General features: G+C 64.8%; 15 protein-coding genes. 12 read left to right on the top strand and 3 right to left on the bottom strand.

Annotated features, from left to right (window positions below):
• The first annotated feature begins 216 nt into the window (after positions 1–216).
• Together NUU27_RS10240 and NUU27_RS10235 are read left to right on the top strand one after the other, a co-directional pair.
• Positions 217–2,097, top strand: coding sequence for a PhoX family phosphatase (locus NUU27_RS10240; RefSeq protein ID WP_257761998.1), 1,881 nt, complete (start codon positions 217–219; stop codon positions 2,095–2,097).
• A 215-nt stretch (positions 2,098–2,312) separates the two neighbouring features.
• Entirely contained in the window at positions 2,313–3,977 is a 1,665-nt protein-coding gene (locus NUU27_RS10235; protein WP_257761997.1) for a hybrid sensor histidine kinase/response regulator, read from the top strand.
• Here the strand turns inward: NUU27_RS10235 and NUU27_RS10230 are convergent.
• Positions 3,971–4,705 carry a response regulator transcription factor gene (locus NUU27_RS10230; protein WP_308219960.1) on the bottom strand — a complete coding sequence of 245 codons (735 nt, stop codon included), beginning with the start codon at positions 4,703–4,705 and terminating at the stop codon, positions 3,971–3,973. The two genes, NUU27_RS10235 and NUU27_RS10230, sit on opposite strands and share 7 nt — an antisense overlap.
• 242 nt (positions 4,706–4,947) lie before the next feature.
• Between NUU27_RS10230 and NUU27_RS10225 the strand changes: the two genes are divergently transcribed.
• The 10 genes from NUU27_RS10225 (at position 4,948) to NUU27_RS10180 (ending at position 15,867) form a co-directional block, all read left to right on the top strand.
• Entirely contained in the window at positions 4,948–5,910 is a 963-nt protein-coding gene (locus NUU27_RS10225; RefSeq protein WP_257761996.1) for an OmpA family protein, read from the top strand.
• A 158-nt stretch (positions 5,911–6,068) separates the two neighbouring features.
• Positions 6,069–6,539: a hypothetical protein gene (locus NUU27_RS10220; protein ID WP_257761995.1), complete on the top strand. Its 471-nt coding sequence runs from the start codon at positions 6,069–6,071 to the stop codon at positions 6,537–6,539.
• A 65-nt stretch (positions 6,540–6,604) separates the two neighbouring features.
• Positions 6,605–7,816: a hypothetical protein gene (locus NUU27_RS10215; RefSeq protein ID WP_257761994.1), complete on the top strand. Its 1,212-nt coding sequence runs from the start codon at positions 6,605–6,607 to the stop codon at positions 7,814–7,816.
• 46 nt (positions 7,817–7,862) lie between these two features.
• On the top strand, positions 7,863–8,444 hold the full coding sequence (locus NUU27_RS10210; RefSeq protein WP_257761993.1) for a hypothetical protein: 582 nt from the start codon (positions 7,863–7,865) through the stop codon (positions 8,442–8,444).
• A gap of 160 nt (positions 8,445–8,604) precedes the next feature.
• Positions 8,605–9,390 carry a hypothetical protein gene (locus NUU27_RS10205; RefSeq protein ID WP_257761992.1) on the top strand — a complete coding sequence of 262 codons (786 nt, stop codon included), beginning with the start codon at positions 8,605–8,607 and terminating at the stop codon, positions 9,388–9,390.
• Positions 9,391–9,442: 52 nt separating this feature from the next.
• Positions 9,443–9,883: a hypothetical protein gene (locus NUU27_RS10200; RefSeq protein ID WP_257761991.1), complete on the top strand. Its 441-nt coding sequence runs from the start codon at positions 9,443–9,445 to the stop codon at positions 9,881–9,883.
• Between the two features lie 179 nt (positions 9,884–10,062).
• The gene (locus NUU27_RS10195) at positions 10,063–11,940 is read left to right on the top strand and encodes a sigma-54-dependent Fis family transcriptional regulator (RefSeq protein ID WP_257761990.1); all 1,878 of its coding nucleotides are present in this window, start codon (positions 10,063–10,065) and stop codon (positions 11,938–11,940) included.
• 157 nt (positions 11,941–12,097) lie between these two features.
• A complete protein-coding gene (locus NUU27_RS10190) occupies positions 12,098–12,886 on the top strand; it encodes an SDR family NAD(P)-dependent oxidoreductase (RefSeq protein WP_257762001.1) in 789 nt (262 codons plus the stop codon).
• A 28-nt stretch (positions 12,887–12,914) separates the two neighbouring features.
• Positions 12,915–13,991 (top strand): 2,3-butanediol dehydrogenase, encoded by a 1,077-nt coding sequence (locus tag NUU27_RS10185; RefSeq protein ID WP_257761989.1) that lies wholly within the window; start codon positions 12,915–12,917, stop codon positions 13,989–13,991.
• 73 nt (positions 13,992–14,064) lie between these two features.
• Positions 14,065–15,867: an NAD(P)/FAD-dependent oxidoreductase gene (locus NUU27_RS10180; protein WP_257761988.1), complete on the top strand. Its 1,803-nt coding sequence runs from the start codon at positions 14,065–14,067 to the stop codon at positions 15,865–15,867.
• 246 nt (positions 15,868–16,113) lie between these two features.
• Here the strand turns inward: NUU27_RS10180 and NUU27_RS10175 are convergent, their stop codons facing one another.
• Positions 16,114–17,571 (bottom strand): amidohydrolase family protein, encoded by a 1,458-nt coding sequence (locus tag NUU27_RS10175; RefSeq protein WP_257761987.1) that lies wholly within the window; start codon positions 17,569–17,571, stop codon positions 16,114–16,116.
• 48 nt (positions 17,572–17,619) lie between these two features.
• Positions 17,620–19,143 (bottom strand): ABC transporter substrate-binding protein, encoded by a 1,524-nt coding sequence (locus NUU27_RS10170; protein ID WP_257761986.1) that lies wholly within the window; start codon positions 19,141–19,143, stop codon positions 17,620–17,622.
• Positions 19,144–19,187 lie beyond the last annotated feature (44 nt).

Below are 19,187 nucleotides of genomic sequence, written 5' to 3'. Positions count from 1 at the left end.
TGACGACCCCGCTCCGGTTGAGCGAGCGGACCTGATCCGGATGCCGGCCGACGGGCCGGCATCCACGCGCCTGCCGGGGCTGCCGCCCCCCTCCGGATCGCCTGTCCGAAGAGGCCTTCTTGTTACATATCTGTCGCAAGCGCGCTGTAGAGGAGAGGCGTATGCTTGCCGTTGCCGGCCGGCCGATTCCAGCATTTGTGCCAGAGGGAGTGCCCCATGAAAAAACAGGATATCGTCAGGCTGTCCTGGGACGAGTTCGATGAAATGCGCGATCCCCGCCCCGACGCGAACGGTTTCGATGCCGTCGTCGAGCGTGCGATTTCGCGCCGTGGCTTCCTCGGCGGGGCGCTCGCCTTCGGCTCTGCCGCTGCCGTGATGGGCACGGGCCTGCTTTCGTCGGCGTCCTCCGCCAGGGCTCAGGCTGCCGCCTTTGCGTTCGAGCCGATCGACATCGCGACGGACCATGAGGTCCATGTGCCCAAGGGCTACCAGTGGAAGACCCTCGTGCGCTGGGGTGATCCGCTCTTCAAGGAGGCCGAGGGCGCCTATTCGGCCGAAACCGGCGTTCCGGTGGCGATGTCCGATAAGGTCTTCGGTGAAAACACCGACGGCATGGAAACCTTCATCGACGGCGACAGGACGATCCTCGCGATCAATTCCGAATATGTGAACCCGGAAATCAACCTGCCGGCGGCTTCCGAGGGTGTGCCGAGGAATGCCGACGAAGTCCAGCTTCTCAAGAACATGCAGGGCGTCACCGTGGTGGAGATCGCGGATCGGGGCAACGGCTACGAAGTGGTGCTCGACAGCCCCTACAATCGCCGCATCACCCATGAGACGCAGATGACCATGGACGGCCCGGCCGCCGGCTCCGATCTCGTCAAGACCAATGCCGACGCGCAGGGCATGTCGCCGAAAGGCACGATGAACAATTGCGGTTCCGGCAAGACGCTCTGGGGCACCTATCTCACCTGTGAAGAGAACTTCAACGGGTACTTCGGCTCGACCGCGGAGCGCGAGGCGACCGATGGCGAGAAGCGCTACGGCGTCGGCGGCGAAGGGCGTTACGCCTATGAGAAATTCGACCCGCGTTTCGACCTGTCGAAAGAGCCCAACGAGCCGAACCGCCATGGCTGGGTCACCGAGATCGACCCGCTCGATCCGACCTCCGTGCCGGTCAAGCACACGGCGCTCGGCCGCTTCAAGCACGAGAACGCCGAGATGGTCCAGGCCGCAGACGGGCGGATCGTCGTCTATATGGGCGACGACGAACGCGGCGAGTTCATCTACAAATATGTCTCGAACGGCACCTGGGCGGAAGGTCAGGCCAGCGATGGTATTCTCTCCGACGGCACGCTTTACGTCGCCCGGTTCGACGACGACATGACCGGCCGGTGGCTGCCGCTGACGCCGGAGACCACCGGCATGCCGATCGAGGAGATCCTCGTGTTCTCGCGCATGGCCGGTTCCAAGGTCGGCGCCACCACCATGGACCGCCCCGAATGGGTCGCCGCGAACCCGCTGCGCGTGGAGGCCTATTGCGCCCTGACCAACAACAAGAACCGGGGCGTGAAACCCAATGCCGGCGGTGACGAACAGCCGGTCGGCGGCCCGAACCCGCGCGAGACCAACAATTTCGGCCAGATCGTCCGCTGGCGTCCCGACGGCGAGGACCACGGGGCCGAGACCTTCACCTGGGATCTTTATGTGATGGCGGGCAACCCGACCGTCTACAACAACAAATATGCCGGTTCGAAGAACATCAATGCGGGCAACATGTTCAACTCGCCCGACGGCATGGCCTTCTCTTCCGACGGCATGTTGTGGATCCAGACGGACGGCGAGGACAGCAACGAAGGCGAGTATGCCGGGCAGGGCAACAACCAGATGCTCGTCGGCAATCCCGAAACCGGTGAGATCGCCCGCTTCCTGACCGCCCCGAACGGCGCCGAGGTCACCGGCCTGACCTGGTCGCCGGACGGCAAGGTCGCCTTCGTCGGCATCCAGCATCCCGGCGGCTCATGGCCCGACGGGGAAGGCAAGCCGCGTTCCTCGGTCATCGCCGTGTGGCGCGAGGACGGGCAGGCCATAGGCTGAAGGCCGGCAGTCAGAGGGGCCGCGCACCGGGCCTCCTGAACCGCCGCTTTCATAGGCTTTTCCAGGAGCAGAACACCCGTTCGCGGAAACGGGTGTTCTGCTTTATCTGTTTGTTTTTACGGAATTTGTGCGACGTCAGGTGATTCCACCCCCGACTCCGATATGCTCTAAGAGATCATAACGAGTGTTCTCGCAGGACCAATCGGGGGAATTCGATGTCGAGTGCCGGAGTGGCGCCGCGTCCGTGGATTGCGGAGCGGTTGGGGATCACGGGCGGACGGAGGGACGCCGAGCACGGGCAGGCGCTGGTGCGGCTTGTCCTCGTGCCATTGTTCGGCATCTACATCATCGTCGTCCTGTCGTTCGACGGCTTTAACACGATCGGAGAAGGGCTGGCCGTTCTCGCGGTGATCGTCTACGCTCCGGTTTCGGTCGTGCTGTTCTGGCACATCGTGCAGCGGCCCGGGTATTTTGTCTGGCGCCGCATGCTGGCGATGTTCGGAGACTATGGCGCGATGACGCTGGCCATGGCCGCCGGCGGCATGACGATGCTGCCGGTTTATGCCACCCTGCTGTGGGTGACGGTCGGCAACGGCATGCGGTTCGGCTCGCGCTACCTGCTGGCGGCGACCTGCATGGCACTGGCGGCGATCGCCATCGCGACGATCTTCAACGCGCAATGGCGGGCTGAGCCGTTCGTCGTCGTCACCCTCGTGCTGACCACGCTGATCGTGCCGGCCTATATCGACAATCTGCAACGCGCCTTGCGCGGCGCGTTGGACGAGGCGCGCGCGGCAAGCCAGGCCAAGTCCAACTTCCTGGCGCAGGCCAGTCACGACCTGCGCCAGCCGATCCACGCCATCAGCCTGTTCACCGCCTGCCTGCGCGATGCCGGTCTCGGCCGCGAGGAGCGGCAGATGGTCGAGAACATCGATCGCTCCCTGCATAGCGTGGCGGGTCTGTTCAGGTCGCTGCTGGACATCGCGACGCTGGACAGCGGCAAGGTCGAGCCCAAGCTGGCGCCGGTTTGCGTCGGCGACGTCATCGCCGACGTGGTGCGCCAGTATTCGGAGATGGCGCAATGGGCCGATGTCGATCTGCGCGCGGTCCCGTGCGGCCTCGTTGTGCGCACCGACGCCGCGCTGCTGTCGACCATGCTGCAGAACATCGTCAGCAACGCACTCAAATACGCGCCGGAGGCGCCCGTGCTGATCGGCTGCCGGCGGCGCGGGGGCCGGGTGGCGATCGAGGTCCACGACCGCGGCCCGGGCATTCCCGAAGATCACCTCGGACAGGTGTTCGACGAGTTCTACCAGGTGCGCGAGCGCGGCGACCGCGATGTGGAAGGCGTCGGGCTCGGTCTGTCGATCGTGCGCCGCGTCGGCGGCCTGATGGGCCTGGAAGTCGGGCTGCGTTCCACGCCGGGGCGGGGCACGTCGGTGGTGATATCCGGGTTGGAGCCGTGCCGTAATGCCGCGAAGCCTGCCGTATCGGCGACCGCGACCGCTCCCTCCGCCGTATCGGGCCTGCGCGTGCTGCTGATCGAGGACGACGAGGACGTGCTGCTCGCCACCGCCACGCTGCTTCAGAAATGGGGCTGCGTGGTGGAGGCGCAGACCGGCATCCCGAAGACCGCGAATGCCTGGGACGTGATGATCACCGACTACGACCTCGGCGGCAGGAAAACCGGCGCCGACTGCATCCTGGCCGTTCGCAAGCTGGTCGGCCGTCCGATCCCGGCGATCATCGTGACGGGGCATGACGAGACACGCGTGCAGCGGGATCTGGGAGACGATACCGTTCCGATACTCGCCAAGCCGGTGCGCCCGGCCGAGCTACGCTCGGTTCTCACCACGGAGATGGTCGCCGCCCATCACTGATCGAGGCCGCAGGCGATCGCCCTGGCGGCGGCTCCCGCGCGGGTGGTGACACCCAGCGCCTTGAGCACGGCCGAGACATGAACCCTGACGGTGAACGGGGAAATGTCGAGTTCCAGGCCGATTTCCTTGTTGCTCAGGCCGCGCGTCAGCAGGCGCAGCACGTCGATCTGACGCTGGGTGAGGCCGGCGAGCGGTTGCTCGGCCTCGCTGACGGGCAGTCCGGATGCCTCCAGCTGGAGGACGGCATCGCCGTTGCGCACCGCGGCGACGGCGGCGACGATCTCGTGCGGCGGCAGGCTCTTGCAGATGAAGCCGTCGGCCCCGGTGTTCATCACACGCCTTGCCACTTTGATGTCATCGATCATCGAGACGACGATGATCGAGGCGCGACTGAAACGCCTGCGCAATTCGGGAAGGTGCGCTTCGAGATTTCCCACCGAGAAGAGAAGGTCGAGGATAAAGGTGCTTGGCGTCGCCCCGGCTTCCGCGAGCGCGAGGACCTCCTCGATGGTGGCGGCCTGATCGATCACGGCCTCTGGCTCATGCCGCTGGATCAGGCGCGCCAGGCCGTCCCGGAAAACGGGATGGTCATCGGCGATGATGATGCGGTCCTGACGCAAACGATTGGCACCTTTCGAGGCGGGGAAAGAAGGGGGGTCGATGAATAGCACCATGGACAAGGGCGGGCCATATGGCGCGAAAGCATTACAGAAGAGCCGGCTGTGCAAGCCGGCTATAGAGCCCCGTGCACCGCACAGAGGACGCTCTATCCCGTTGTTTTCCGCATTTATGCGCACGTCAGGGGATCTCACCTGGCTGCAAACTGCCATAGTGCATCTGTCCGACTGGATCGCTCTTTCTTCCCCAATACCATGCGTCCGATTCGTGTTGCTTGGCATGTCCTGGCGATGATGGCACGGCGCCATCCGCCGGGACTGCCTCACGAGCAAGGCAAAGCAAAGGATGCAGGATGAATTGGAAGCGGATTTCGGGGCTCGTACTGGTGTACGGCATGCTGGCGGCCGGCGCCGCCCATGCCGACGACGTGGAGGGCTCGTCCGACCATCCGTTGCTGAGCCGGTTTCCGACCGCCACGATCCGGGCCTATCAGGTGCGGAATTTCGATGAAGCGCTCCTGCCCTCCGGCAGGATCGATGATGCCGAGGCGACGGAGAACCTGCTGAAGCTCGAGGGGCGGGTGACCCGGATCGGTTACCGCATCCTCGCCGACCACTCCGTTCTGGAGGTGATGCGCAATTACGAGAACGCCCTGTCCCAAGCCGGCTTCGAAACTCTGTTCGCCTGCGACAGTCACGAGGAATGCGGCGTCGACATGATGGCGCTCATCTCCAACAGCGGCCGTGTGCGCCCGCAGGGCTTCGGGGATGCGTTTTTCGGCGAGACCGCAGAGCGGGCGCTGCTGGCGCGCCGCAGCGGTCCCGATGGCGAGATGCATGTGTTCCTGCACATGGTCGAGGACACCTCGAACAAGCGGACGGTGCTTTACCAGGAGATCGTGGAAGCGGCGGCGCTGTCGACGGATCAGGTCAAGGTGCTTCAGGCCGACGAACTGAAGCAGTCGCTCGACCGCCTCGGCCACGTGGCCGTTTCCGGCGTCTATTTCGATACCGGCAAGGCTGAGATCAAACCCGAATCGGACGCTGCGCTGGGCGAGATGGCCGCGCTGCTTGAGGCCGATGCCGCGCTGAAGGTCTATGTGGTCGGGCACACCGACAATGTCGGCGGTCTCGCCGCCAACATGGCGTTGTCCGAGGCCAGAGCCGCCGCGGTGGTCGAGCGCCTGGCAGCCGCCCACGGCATAGACGAAGCGCGCCTTTCCCCGCACGGCGTCGCATCGCTGGCGCCCGTTGCCAGCAATGCCGAGGAGGCCGGCCGGGCCCGCAATCGGCGGGTCGAGCTCGTGGTGCAGTAGCGATCGACTGCTTGGGTTTTGCCGCATCTTGTAGTGCATCTGTCCTATTGGAGCGGGTGGTCCGCGCCAATACTATCGGTCGGGCAAATCGACCTGAAGCAGCAGCATTGGCCGTCGGCTGTTTCGAGAGACCTGTTCGGCCGATGGAGACGGTGCGAGTGAAATCCGTGTGGGTCCGTTGGCTGGCGAGCGTTGTCTTCGGCATTCTGGCAGGACGTCTGGGCTACGGGATCGTCGGGCCGTTCATCCTGCCGACCCTCGGCGCCGATCCCAACTGGGTCGAAGACACATCCGGCGGCTACGGGCTTGCGGTGGCCCTGGCGGTGATCGTCCAGATCGTGGTGGCCGTTGTCGTGACGGTGCTTCTGGCACGCATCGCAAACATCTGGCGTCTGCTCGGCTGGGGCTGCGTGGTGCTGGGCGGCATCCTGATCCTGAACGTTGTGTCCACCGCCATGTTCTCGGGGCTCACATTGCAGGACTTCGTCGAAGCCGACACGCGGGCAAAGAACGATGCGGCGACCGCATTCTGGTTCTGGGTGCTCGCCATGGCCATACCCTACGTGGCGAGCGGGCTGGTCCTTTTTCTGGTCGGCTTCTTCCTGCTCCGCAGCGGGCGCAGGGTCTAGTGCCCCCCTTTCACAGGCTGGTGCCTGACACGCGCAGATTTCGAGATGGATCAGGGAAAGCGTCGATGAAACGAGCGTTGGCCATAGCAATCCTGTTGGCCGCCATTCCGGCGAACGCCGGTCCGGGAAACGCGCAGGAGGCGGTGGATCTGCGCTCCTATGCGGGCAGGTACCCGTGGGATCCGGTCGAGGGCGTCCCGTTCTTCGACAACCCCGCCGTGAAAGGCGCGGTCACCGCCGCCGTTGCCGACGCGGATATCCGGCAGGCGGTTCTGGCCGAGACCGGGGGCGGGCGGGCCGTATCCTTCCCGATGGTGGCGGTCGGCGATCGCCTCTACATGAACGCCTTCGATGCGGCGAGCGCCGGAGACACGAGCTGGGGCCTGCTCATTTCGGCAGACGGAACGGATGCGGCGGTGTGTTTCTCCACATTCGTCGAGGCAGGCACGAAGGAGGAAGGCGGGTCCGGTTCCTCCATACGCTCCTCCTGGTATGCGGATGGCGAGGTCTTCCTGACCGGAAAATTTCCCTGTCCTGCAAACGACGAGATCGAGGACGCGGCGCAGTACCGGGTGTTGCCCGCATTGGCCACGGCGCGCGGTGCGCTGCAACACGAGCGCTGCTTCGGCGTTCTGAGCACGGGTTCCGGCATGGCCGGCTCGTCGATCACCGGCGACGGGGCCTGTTTCATCTCCGCCGACAGCGAGGTTCAGGACCTCGTCACGCATGGCTGCGGCGAGGGCGACATCTGCCTCGTGGAGGCGATGGTCGAGGTCGCCAGGGACGATGGCAGGAATCTGATCCGGGAGGTGCTTTCGGTCAATCGCGTCGTGGAAGAGCCGCAGGCGGCCGGATCCTACCTGCAGCAGGTGGGCGGTTTCTTCGACGGCGTCTATGCCGACGGAGAGGACGGCTGCGACATGCCGGCCGCTTCGGCGAACGAGCGCGTGTCCATCCATCTGTCGCGCAAGGCCGGCCCTGCCATCCAGTTGCGTGATCTTTATTGCGCGGTGACGGACGCAACCGGGGACGCGCCGACCCCGGAAGGGTTCCAGAGCACGTTCCAGATCCGGTGCGGCGCCTCGCCCGACGAGGACGCGGCCCTGCGCAGCGGCGCTGCGGGCAGCCCCGATACGATCAGGCTCGGTGCATCCAACACGCGCGAGATATCCCTGCAAGGGACGGCGACGCTGCTTCGGTGTCCGATCCGGCCGTCCTACACGCCGCAATGGTGGATGAGCGAACCGCCTTCCAACGTCCTGCTGATGGACTACTGATCGGCCGGCAAGATGCGGCGCGAGATCGAAACGCTGAAGCGAAAAGATGCCGACACCCTTTGAGACGCTGAAGGCGGGCGCCAAGATTGTCTGGATTTCCCTGGCGCCTGCGATGATGCTCGGCCTGGTGGCGCTGTGGCTGAACGGCATTGCCAATGACTTCGCGCCGGATTTCGCTCTTCAGGATGTCCGGATCGTGGAGGGGACGGTCAGAAGTTTTCACGAGGCAAGAGGGTCTGTTGCCGTCACGCGAACCAGGCATCGCCGTTATGCCCCGACCATCCGACGCTTCGTTCGCTTGCAGGACTATCCGGAGACCGATTTCCTGCTCCCGTATGACGGTTACCCGATGCCGATACCAAGCGGCGCCGCGGTGCGGCTGGAGATGCCGAGCTGGCCGGCCGACGGGCGCCCCATACGCAGGGTCTACCGGGTTGCCGGGTTGGCCATCGATGGCCGGACCCATTTCACGGCGGTGCAGGAATGGTCGGCATCCCGCACGCTGGAGCGTCGCTATCGCGGGTATGCCTTGACCGTGGGAGGCCTGGCGCTTTTCTGGATCGCGTTCGTCCTGCGCTGGCGCCGCGCCGTCATCCGCCAAACCATCGAGGCCGTCCGCCGCCTTTGAAACCGCTCATCGGCGTCTGCACACCGCATATCTAGTGCATCTGTCCGAGTGGACCGGCCTGCCTGGACATGCCAGCCTCGTGACCGGGCATGGGATAGGTTGCAGGACTCCGGATCGTCGATCTCGGGGTCTTGCGACCGTTTGCGCGGGTGCCGATGGAATGGCGGGTCGGACCGCGCTTCGATCGATCGACCGACAACAGAAAGAGAACCACGCCGTGAGATTTGCAGTTTTCTTGATCCTGGGATTGCTGGTCGCAAGTGGCGCGCTCGCCCAGGGCCATGCCGAGCGGCAGCGGGCGCAGCAACGGCATTCGAACGAAATGAACCGGCAGGGCTACCTGAACCAGCAACGCCAGATGCAGGGGCAACAGATGCAGCCCGGTGCTCCGCAGGGCGACCCCATGGCCGACATGATGTCCAACCTTTCGGCGCTGATACAAATCCAGAGAAACCGCATGAATGCGGCGATGGGCACCATGAAGGCGCTGGCCGCCGATCCGCGGTTCCAGAAGCTGCATGGCGGCTACTGGACGTATTATCAGGAGGGAAATCCACCCGTACCCGGTCAAAAATGCACGGCCACCTTCGCCAATATGGACGGCATGCTCAGCATCGCGGGGCTGGGCGGCTACAAGGATCCGGCCTTGCTGTTGCTGACGGGCAAGGACGTTCCCAATCCCCGAAGGGAAGGGCGGATCCAGGCGGTCCTGCATCAATCCGGCGAGCGCCCGCAGCGCGTGTCGGTGCACAATTTCACCCACCCGCGCATGGGTCTCGGCACCGTGGCATTCGCAGTCCCAAATCTGGAGGCGGCCGTCCAGGGGCTCGAGGACAAGGCGGAAATCGGCGTCGACGTGAACAATGTGCGGATCTACACGCTGAGGTATCACAGCGGCAAGCAGGTCGGCACGCAGCTCCAGCGGTGCGCCAAACGCGCGCGTTAGTGCGCCGTCAGGCTACAATGGCGCTCAATCCTTTTTCCTGGAGACCTCCTCTGTGACGCAGCGCGTGATTGGCGTTTTTCGGGCGATATGCGGCGTCGTGGCCTCCTATATGGCGGCAACGGTGATCCTCGCGCCGTTCGGGTTCCTGGCCTCGTGGTTTTCAAGCTCGGGCTATGTCACCGGCGAGGTGCAGGTCTGGGCGGGAACGATACTGCCGATCCACCTTGGCGCGCTTCTCTTTTACCTCGCCACCGTCAGATGGGCGGAGAGAAAGGCCTGGTGGGGCGCGTCAGACGGGGCGATCGCCATCGCCATCGTGGTGCCGATACCCGCCTTGCTTCTTTCCGTTTTTCTCGCTGCATTCGCATCGTCGGATCAGCCGTATCGGCTGATCTTCCTCTTGGCGCTCTTCTGGGCCGCCGGCTGGATCGTCGCGTTTCTGCTGCTGTTGTGGCGCGCCTGGAGGAAATCCTTGAACGCGCATCCGTCATAGGGCGATCGGCCGAAGCCGGAACCGCGCATCGGGGCTGCCAGTGGCGGGTCTTTCCGGCGGGAACTCATCTCAACAAGCCTTCGGCATTGCATGCGGGCATTTACATTTGCCGCGCTTGATGCCCTGATAGGGGGCGGAGGAGAATGGGAGGGCGGCTGTGGAGGCAGCCGATTCGTTGCATGCTTCGAGGATCCGATCACATCCGGGAGATCGAGAAGGTCGGCATGGGAATGCCGACGAGCCGGGACGAGATCGTCGTCAAGTCCTGGCTGCGCTGCCTCGAGAAACACCGCCTCGATCCCGCCCGCAGTTGCGAGGCCTTTATCGTTCCCGAGCAGCAGCTGCGCGAGCACCGCCAGCAGTCGGAAGAGCTGATCGGCATTGCCCGCTCCGGCCTCGAGCATCTTTACCAGCAGGTGGCGGGGCAGAACTACGTGCTCCTGCTCTCCGACCGCGAGGGTGTCACCGTCGAGTTCCTGGGCGACCCGCTGTTCGACAACAATCTGCGCAAGGCGGGGCTCTATCTCGGCTCCGAATGGACGGAGCGGCGCGCCGGCACCTGCGCGGTGGGTGCCTGCATCGAGACCGGCGAGGCGCTGACGATCCACCAGACGGACCATTTCGACAACACCCACACGCCGCTCTCCTGCACGGCGGCTCCCATATACGACACGCAAGGCGCCCTGTGCGCGGTGCTCGACATCTCGCTGTTGAGCTCGCCGATCCTGAAAACCAGCCAGAACCTTGCCCTCCACCTTGTCAACGCTTCGGCGCGGCGCATCGAGCTCGCCAATCTGATGGCGCAGACACGGCATGAATGGGTGCTGCGCTTCGCCCGCTCGCCCGAGTTCGTCGACGTCGATCCGGAGGCTGCCATCTCCATAGATCCGAGCGGGCGGATCATCGGCATGACCCATGGCGGTGCCAAGCTGCTGGCCCGCTCGGCCCGGCTCGACTGGCGCGATCCGACACAGCTTATCGGCCAGCCGGTGTCGCGCTTCTTCGATATCGACATCGACAGCCTGCCCGAATTGACGCGCAGCCGCCCGACGCAGGAGCGCGTGCTTTTCGCGCGCGACGGTGATGCGCTGTTCGCCCATGCCATCGAGCCCAACACGCGCATGCGCCGCGCGCTCCCGACGCGCGACCAGATACCGGCGCCGCTGCACCGTCTGGGCGGCGACGCGCCGGAGATCGCGGCGCTGCAGGCGAAGACCGCCAAGCTGGCCCGCACCGCACTGCCGATCCTCATCCAGGGCGAGACGGGCACGGGCAAGGAGTATCTGGCCCGCGCCATACACGAGGGCAGCGGATTGAAGGGCCGTTTCGTTGCCGTCAATTGTGCAGCGATCCCCGAGCAGCTCATCGAGAGCGAGCTGTTCGGCTATGCGCCCGGCGCCTTCACCGGCGCGTCCGCCAAGGGGCGGAAAGGGCTGATAGAGCAGGCCGATGGCGGCACGTTGTTCCTCGACGAGATCGGCGACATGCCCTACGCGCTGCAAAGCCGCCTGCTGCGCGTCCTGGCGGAGCAGGAGGTGCTGCCGGTCGGCGCCGACGTGCCGCGCCCGGTCCGCATCCGCGTGGTGTCCGCCTCGCATCACCCGTTGCCGGAGGCGGTGAGCGACGGGCGCTTCAGGGAGGATCTCTACTATCGCCTGAACGCCGCCACGATCACCCTGCCGGCGCTGCGAGACCGCCTGGATTTCGGCTGGGTGCTGGACAGGGTGCTCGAACGCCACGCTGCGAACGGGGAGGCGCTGGAGATATCGGAACCGGCGCGCATCGCCCTCAAGGCGCATCGCTGGCCGGGCAACATCCGCGAGCTCGACAACGTCGTTGCTGTGGCCGCGGCACTCAGCGAGAACAACTGCATCGATCTCGGCGACCTGCCCGAGGAACTCGCCGGAGCCGCCGCCCTCGACGATGCAGCCGCAGCGCTGCGCCGCATGCTTGTCGCCTGTGACTGGAACGTATCGGAAGCGGCAAGGCGGCTCGAGCTCGACCGCACCACGGTGCACCGCCGCATGAAGCGCCACGGCATCTCCCAGCCGCAGTAACCTCGCCGCACAAGAAGCGCCACACCTGTAGCGCCGGCGCCGCGCCAGCGTAACGAGTTTGAGCGGCCAGTTCTTTGATATTACGCGGTTTTCCCTCGTGCACCGAATTTGGCACGACCCTTGCTCGCTTGTTGTTCGACAACAGCAGGAGGAAGCGATGTCCCACGAACTCGATGGGCGTTCCATTATAATCACTGGTGCTGCACGCGGCATCGGCGAGGCGATGGCGCGCGGGCTGGCCGCCGACGGCGCGTCCCTCACCATTGCGGACATAGACGGAAAGACGGCGGAAGAGGTCGCGGCAAGCATTCGGGAGGGCGGCGGCAAGGCAATCGCCGCCACGGTCGACGTGTCGCAACGCGAGAGCGTGCGCGCGATGATTGGCGCCGCCGTGGCCGCGTACGGCAAGTTGGATGTCATCTTCAATAATGCCGGCATCGCCCAGACAAAACCGTTCCTGTCCATCAGCGAGGAGGACTGGCGCCGCGTCATGGACGTGAACGGCCTCGGCGTCCTTGTCTGCATGCAGGAGGCCATCCGTCAGATGATCGCCCAAGGCCGCGGCGGCAAGGTGGTCAACACCGCCTCGATCGCGGGAAAGCAGGGTTACGAGCCGCTGGCCCATTATTCGGCCAGCAAATTCGCCGTCGTCGCCCTGACACAGGCCGCGGCCCGCGCCTTCGGCAAGGACGGGATCAACGTCAACGCTATCTGCCCCGGCGTGGTGGCAACCGAGATGTGGAAGGTCATCGATAAGGGTTTCGTCGACGAAGGGCTGACGCAGCGCGACAACGAAGCCTTCGAGACCTTCTCGGCGGACATCCTGCTGGGTCGTCCCTCGAAATCGGACGATCTGGTTGGCGTCGCCCGTTTCCTCGCCTCTTCGGCCTCCGACTACATGACCGGGCAAAGCCTGGTCGTCGATGGCGGCATGGTCCTCGTCTGACATTTCGAAACCTTGGGGATAGAACACGATGAAAGCACTGCGTTTCCATGCGGCGAAGGACCTTCGCATCGAGGATGTGGAGAAGCCCGACACGCGGCCGCCGGCGGGTCAGGTCCTGATCCGCAACCGTTTCGTCGGTATCTGTGGCACAGACCTGCACGAATATGCCTACGGTCCGATCTTCATCCCAACCGAACCGCATCCCTTTACCGGAGTGCACGGGCCGCAGATCCTCGGCCACGAGTTCGGCGGCGTCGTCGAGGCGGTGGGCGACGGGGTTTCCGGCCTCGCCGCCGGGGACCGCGTCTCGGTGCAGCCGCTGATCATGCCGCGCGCCGGCGACTACTATGCCGACCGCGGCCTGTTTCACCTAAGCGGAGATCTAGCGCTCGCCGGCTTGAGCTGGCCGTGGGGCGGCATGGCGGAATACGCCATGCTCAATGCCTACAATGTCCAGAAGATTCCCGACGAGATGACCGACGAGGAAGCCGCGCTGGTGGAGCCGGCGGCGGTGGCAGTCTATGCGTGCGACCGGGGCGGCGTGACGGCCGGCAACAGCGTTCTCGTCACCGGCGCCGGGCCGATCGGCATCCTTACCCTCCTTGCCGCCCGTGCGGCGGGTGCGACGCAGCTCTTCGTGTCGGACATCAACGACGCGCGGCTCGAATTCGCTCGCGCGATCCTGCCCGACGTCATCACAATAAACCCGCATCGGGAACAGCCCGGAGAGGTGGTGCGCGCCCAGACGGAAGGCGGCGTCGGCTGCGATGTGGCAATCGAGTGCGTGGGCAACGAGCATGCCCTGAAAGCCTGTGCAGACGCCGTGCGCAAGCAGGGCATTGTGGTGCAGACGGGGCTCCACCCGCATGAAAACCCGCTCGACTGGTTTCAGGTGACTTTCAAGGATATCCAGGTGCGTGGCTCCTGGGCCTACCCGACCCATTATTGGCCGCGCGTCATCCGCCTCATCGCCTCCGGACTCCTACCGGCCAAGAGGATCGTCACCAGGCGGATCGGCCTCGACCAGGCCGTCAGCGAGGGTTTCGACGCGCTGCTCGACCCATCCGGCAAGCACCTGAAGATACTGATCGACCTGACCGCATGACCATACTGGCGCCGGCGCGGCAGGGAGGCGGCCGGCACGGACCGATATCAGCAAGCAAGTGGAGGAGAAAAGAATGCTTGAAGACCATCCCAGCACGAGGATCGACACGGCGCTCGCCAAGCTCGGTCGGGCGCTCGAAGCCGGAGACATCGACGCCGCGGTGAACCTGTTCCAGGCTGACTGCTACTGGCGCGATCTCGTTACCTTCACCTGGAACATCCGCACCATGGAGGGCCAGGAGCAGATCCGCGACATGCTGTCCGCCCAACTTGCGGCGATCAGGCCAAAGCGCTTCCGGCAGGATCAGGCGGAGCCGGCGAGCGGCGGCGAGGGCATCACCGAGGGCTGGTTCGAGTTCGAGACCGAGGCCGCGCGCGGCTACGGCCACATCCGCCTGAAGAACGGCCTCATCTGGACCCTGCTCACCACCATGAGCGAGCTCAAGGGCTTCGAGGAGCCGAAGGGCCTGCGCCGGCCGATGGGAGCCGAGCACGGCCATGATCCGAACCGCAAGACCTGGAAGGAAAAGCGCGAGCAGGAAGCCGCCGAGCTCGGCTACAAGACACAGCCCTTTGTGGTGATCGTCGGCGGCGGTCAGGGCGGCATCGCGCTCGGCGCGCGGCTGCGCCAGCTCGGCGTGCCGGCGATCATCGTCGAGAAGAACGAGCGTCCCGGTGACAGCTGGCGCAAGCGCTACAAGTCGCTCTGCCTGCACGATCCCGTCTGGTACGACCACCTGCCCTACATCCCCTTCCCGGAGAACTGGCCGGTCTTTGCGCCGAAGGACAAGATCGGCGACTGGCTGGAGATGTACACCAAGGTGATGGAGCTCAACTATTGGGGTTCCACCACCTGCAAGTCTGCCGCCTTCGACGAGGAGACGAAGGAATGGACGGTGGTGGTCGACCGCGACGGCGAGGAGGTGGTTCTGAAACCGAAGCAGCTCGTGCTCGCCACCGGGATGTCGGGCAAGCCCAACATCCCCAAATTCGAGGGACAGGACATTTTCAGGGGGGAGCAGCAGCATTCCTCGCAGCACCCCGGGCCGGATGCCTATCGCGGCAGGAAAGTCGTCGTCATCGGCTCCAACAATTCCGCGCACGACATCTGCGCCGCGCTTTGGGAGGCGGGCGCCGACGTCACCATGGTGCAGCGCTCCTCGACCCACATCGTGCGCTCCGACACGCTGATGGAGATCGGCCTCGGCGACCTCTATTCCGAACGCGCGGTCGCCAGCGGTGTGACGACACGCAAGGCCGACCTCATCTTTGCCTCGCTGCCCTATCGGATCATGCACGAGTTCCAGATACCACTCTACGACAAGATGCGGGAGAAGGATGCGGATTTCTATGCCGCGCTGGAAAAGGCGGGCTTCATGCTCGACTGGGGCGCCGACGGCTCCGGCCTGTTCATGAAATACCTGCGCAGGGGGTCGGGCTACTACATCGATGTCGGCGCCTGCGACCTCGTCATCGACGGCAGCATCAAGCTCGAGTCCGGTCAGGGCGTCAGCCACCTGACGGAGGATGCCGTGGTGCTGGAAGACGGCACGGTGCTTCCGGCCGATCTCGTCGTCTACGCGACCGGCTACGGCTCGATGAACGGATGGGCCGCCGATCTCATCTCGCGCGACGTCGCCGACAGGGTCGGCAAATGCTGGGGGCTGGGATCCGATACGCCGAAGGACCCCGGACCCTGGGAGGGCGAGCAGCGCAACATGTGGAAGCCGACACGGCAGGAGGCGCTATGGTTCCACGGCGGAAACCTGCACCAGTCGCGTCACTATTCGCAGTATCTCGCCTTGCAGATGAAAGCCCGCTTCGAGGCAATCGAAACGCCGGTCTACGGACTCCAGGAGGTCCACCATCCGGGCTAGAGTATTTCATCTTTTGCTTGAAGCGTCTGGCGCCCTTCACACCCCCTCTGGCCTGCCGGAGGGGGTGCCGCGCGCGACACCGCCGGGCCGAAACCACGGCCGACCGCTTCCGTCAAAACAGGAAACGATCTAGACCGCGTCGTCTTTTGCATTCATGCGAATGATCTGAAGACTGACGATGCCATGTGCCTCAGGCGGCACATGGCATCGCCTGCCGATAACGCGTCGCTCTCGCCCCACCATCGGTCATTGCGGTGCCTGCCGGCGCAGAACCCGGCCGGGGCGTGCGCCGGTCGATCGTCCGTCGCGCCAGACGACCGTGCCGTTGACCAGCACTGTGTCTATCCCCTCCGACAGCGCGATCGGCCTCTCGAAGGTGGCGCGGTCGATCACCGTGTCCGGATCGAACAGCGTGATGTCGGCATAGGCGCCCTCCCGCACCACGCCGCGGTCGGCAAAGCCGAACTCGAGCGCCGTCAGGCCCGTCATCTTGTGCACCGCGGTTTCGAGCGGGAAGAGCCCGGTGTCGCGGCTGTAATGCCCGAGGATGCGGGGGAAGGTTCCCCACAGGCGCGGATGCGGGTTTTCGTCATGGGGCAGACCGTCCGAGCCGATCATGGTCGGGGCGTATGCGAGGATGCGCCGAACGTCGTCCTCATGCATGCGGAAATAGATCGCACCGGCCGGCTGCAGGCGCCGCACCGCCTCGTCGAGGTCGCAACCCATCATCGCCATCACCTCATCGAGCTCCTTGCCGGTGTATTGCGGCAGCGACTTCGACCAGGTGACGATGGTCTTCGGCGAACCTCGCGCATGGTCGGCCGTCAAGATGGTCGACGAGGCGGCGTAAGGATAGCAGTCAAGACACACATGCTGCTTCCGCATCTGGCCTTCGATCAGTGCCAGGGTCTCCACCGAGCGGCCATGATTGTTGGCGCCGGCCAGCTTGTGATGGGAGATCAAGAGCTGCACGCCCACCGCGCGCGCGATGCGGAAGGATTCCTCGAGCGAGTCGATCGTGTGGTCGCCCTCGTCGCGCATGTGGGTGGCGTAAAGTCCCCCGTAAGCGGCCATCGGCTGGCAAACCTCGATCACCTCTTCCGTGGTCGCCGCCTGTGCCGGCGGATAGGCAAGCCCCGTCGAAACGCCGATCGCACCGGCCGCCATGGCCTCCTCCACATGCGCCTGCATCGCGGCGATCTCCGAGGGCGTCGCCGGCCGATCCAGCTCATCCATGGTGATGGCGCGCAGGGTCGTGTGGCCGACCAGCATCGCGCTGTTGGTGGCGGCCGGCTGCTCCCCGAGCGCTTCGAGATAGTCGGCGAACCGTCTGTAGCGATACCAGTCGCCGCTCTCGTCCAGCAGGTCCAGCGGCGGCGTGACGGGCTTGCGGACCGGCTTCGGCATCGGCGCCAGCGAGATGCCGCAATTGCCGCCGACCACGGTGGTCACACCCTGACTGACCTTGGCGGTCATTTCGCCGGCCGACAGAAGAATGCGGTCGTCATGCGTGTGGGAATCGATGAAGCCGGGGGCAAGAATGAGCCCTGCGGCGTCGATCTCCGTTTTCCCACGCGCATCCGTAAGATCACCGACCGCGGCGATGCGGTCGCCCGAGACGCCGACATCCGCGGAGCAGCGCTCAGCACCCGTTCCGTCGATCACGGTTGCATTGCGGATGAGGATATCGAAGGCCTGCGGCATGGCGTGTCCCTTCCAGTGTCCGTCTGATGCCAGGGGAGAGCACAAACCCTAATCGGCCGACTTCCTGATGTTCCAGAACAGCGTCACGGGGGCTTCCAGGAAACCCGTCCATTCATTGTCATAGGCGGCGGGGATGCGGAACTGGCCGAGCGGCCCGACCACCCCCTCGTCGATGGCGAGTTTCTGGATCCTGGCCGCGATCGCCTTCTGCTCTTCGGCATCTGCTGCCCGCGCATACGCAAGACGCAGCTCTTCGATCTCCGGCACGTCGGGCCAACCTGCCCAGGACTTGCGGCCGGCGGTGGACAGCGTCGTGTTGCCGAACGGATCGCCGCTGGTCGCCAGGATGCTGTAGGTGGAGAAGGCGTTCCAGCCGCCCTCCTGCGGGGATTTCTGATTGGCCTGCTGGGTCACGACCGTCTGCCAATCCATGGCCTTCAGATCGACATTGAAACCCGCCTTTCGCCAGGCATCGGCCATGACGATGGGTTGCGCCGCCAGCATGGCGAGGTCGGTCGGCTGGAGCAGCACGACCGGCGTGCCGTCATAACCGGCTTCCTTCAGAAGCGCCTTGGCGCGCTCGATGTCGGGCTTGACCACCCATTCCTCGCCATAGGTGTTCTCATTCAGGTTGCCGCAGCCCATGACGGCCGCGCAGGTCTGGTAATAGTCGGGGTTGCCGACCAGCATGTTGAGCACGTCGTCCTGCCCGACCGCTGCCATCGCCGCCTGGCGCACCAGCTTGTTGTCGAAGGGCGGATAGAGGTGGTTCATGCGGAAATAGGTCCAGGAACCGAGCTTGTCGATCACCTTGACGTCGACGGTTTCCATCGTCTCCACGAGCGGCAGGAGGTCGAACGGAATCTGCTGGATGAAATCGATCTCCTGGCTCTGCAGCGCATTGATCGCCGTCATGTGATCCGGCATCGTTACCCATTCGACGCGGTCGACATTCACCACCTTGCCGCCGGCGGTCCAGCTCGGTGGCTCGTCGCGTGGCACGTAGTCCTCGTTCTTTTCGTAGACGACGCGGACCCCCGGCTGGAATTCCTCCTCGACGAACTTGAACGGGCCCGAGCCGATATATTCGGTGATCGCCGTGGTCCCCGGCGTCTCGGCGATGCGCTCGGGCATCATGAAGGCCGGTCGCGAACTCAGTTTGGAAAGACCCGAAAGCAGCAGCGTCGTCGGTTGCGTCAGCTGGACGACGAAGGTCCTGTCGTCGGTCCTGGTGATGCTGTCGACCATGGTCATCAGCGCCAGGCCGGTGGTGTCGACCTCGCCCCAGCGCCTGATCGAGGCGATGCAGTCGTCGGCGGTCACCGGCGTGCCGTCGTGCCAGTTCAGGCCGTCGCGCAGCGTGAAGGTGTAGGTCTTCTTGTCGTCGGACACGGTCCAGCTCGCCATTTGCGGCTGAATCTGGAAGTTCGAGTCGACGCCCAGAAGCGTGTCGTAGATCATGTAGCCGTGGTCGCGGGTGAGGAACGCCGTGGTCATGACCGGGTCCATCACGCGCAGGCTCGACATCATCACCGCTTTCACGGTTTCCGCCTGGGCGCTCGTCATGGTCATGGCGGGAACCAGAAATGCGGCAGCGCAAATGAGCGCGCGGCTGT

Origin of the sequence: Nitratireductor sp. ZSWI3, from assembly GCF_024655565.1 — a bacterium.
Classification (GTDB): Bacteria; Pseudomonadota; Alphaproteobacteria; order Rhizobiales; family Rhizobiaceae; genus Nitratireductor.
This window is presented reverse-complemented; position numbering and strand designations above follow the sequence as displayed.

Coding starts and splice junctions, on each gene's coding strand:
- NUU27_RS10180 (WP_257761988.1), top strand. CDS start 14,065: ATGCTTGAAGACCATCCCAGCACGAGGATCGACACGGCGCTCGCCAAG.
- NUU27_RS10235 (WP_257761997.1), top strand. CDS start 2,313: ATGTCGAGTGCCGGAGTGGCGCCGCGTCCGTGGATTGCGGAGCGGTTG.
- NUU27_RS10215 (WP_257761994.1), top strand. CDS start 6,605: ATGAAACGAGCGTTGGCCATAGCAATCCTGTTGGCCGCCATTCCGGCG.
- NUU27_RS10195 (WP_257761990.1), top strand. CDS start 10,063: ATGCTTCGAGGATCCGATCACATCCGGGAGATCGAGAAGGTCGGCATG.
- NUU27_RS10175 (WP_257761987.1), bottom strand. CDS start 17,571: ATGCCGCAGGCCTTCGATATCCTCATCCGCAATGCAACCGTGATCGAC.
- NUU27_RS10185 (WP_257761989.1), top strand. CDS start 12,915: ATGAAAGCACTGCGTTTCCATGCGGCGAAGGACCTTCGCATCGAGGAT.
- NUU27_RS10210 (WP_257761993.1), top strand. CDS start 7,863: ATGCCGACACCCTTTGAGACGCTGAAGGCGGGCGCCAAGATTGTCTGG.
- NUU27_RS10170 (WP_257761986.1), bottom strand. CDS start 19,143: ATGACCATGACGAGCGCCCAGGCGGAAACCGTGAAAGCGGTGATGATG.
- NUU27_RS10240 (WP_257761998.1), top strand. CDS start 217: ATGAAAAAACAGGATATCGTCAGGCTGTCCTGGGACGAGTTCGATGAA.
- NUU27_RS10190 (WP_257762001.1), top strand. CDS start 12,098: ATGTCCCACGAACTCGATGGGCGTTCCATTATAATCACTGGTGCTGCA.
- NUU27_RS10225 (WP_257761996.1), top strand. CDS start 4,948: ATGAATTGGAAGCGGATTTCGGGGCTCGTACTGGTGTACGGCATGCTG.
- NUU27_RS10205 (WP_257761992.1), top strand. CDS start 8,605: ATGGCGGGTCGGACCGCGCTTCGATCGATCGACCGACAACAGAAAGAG.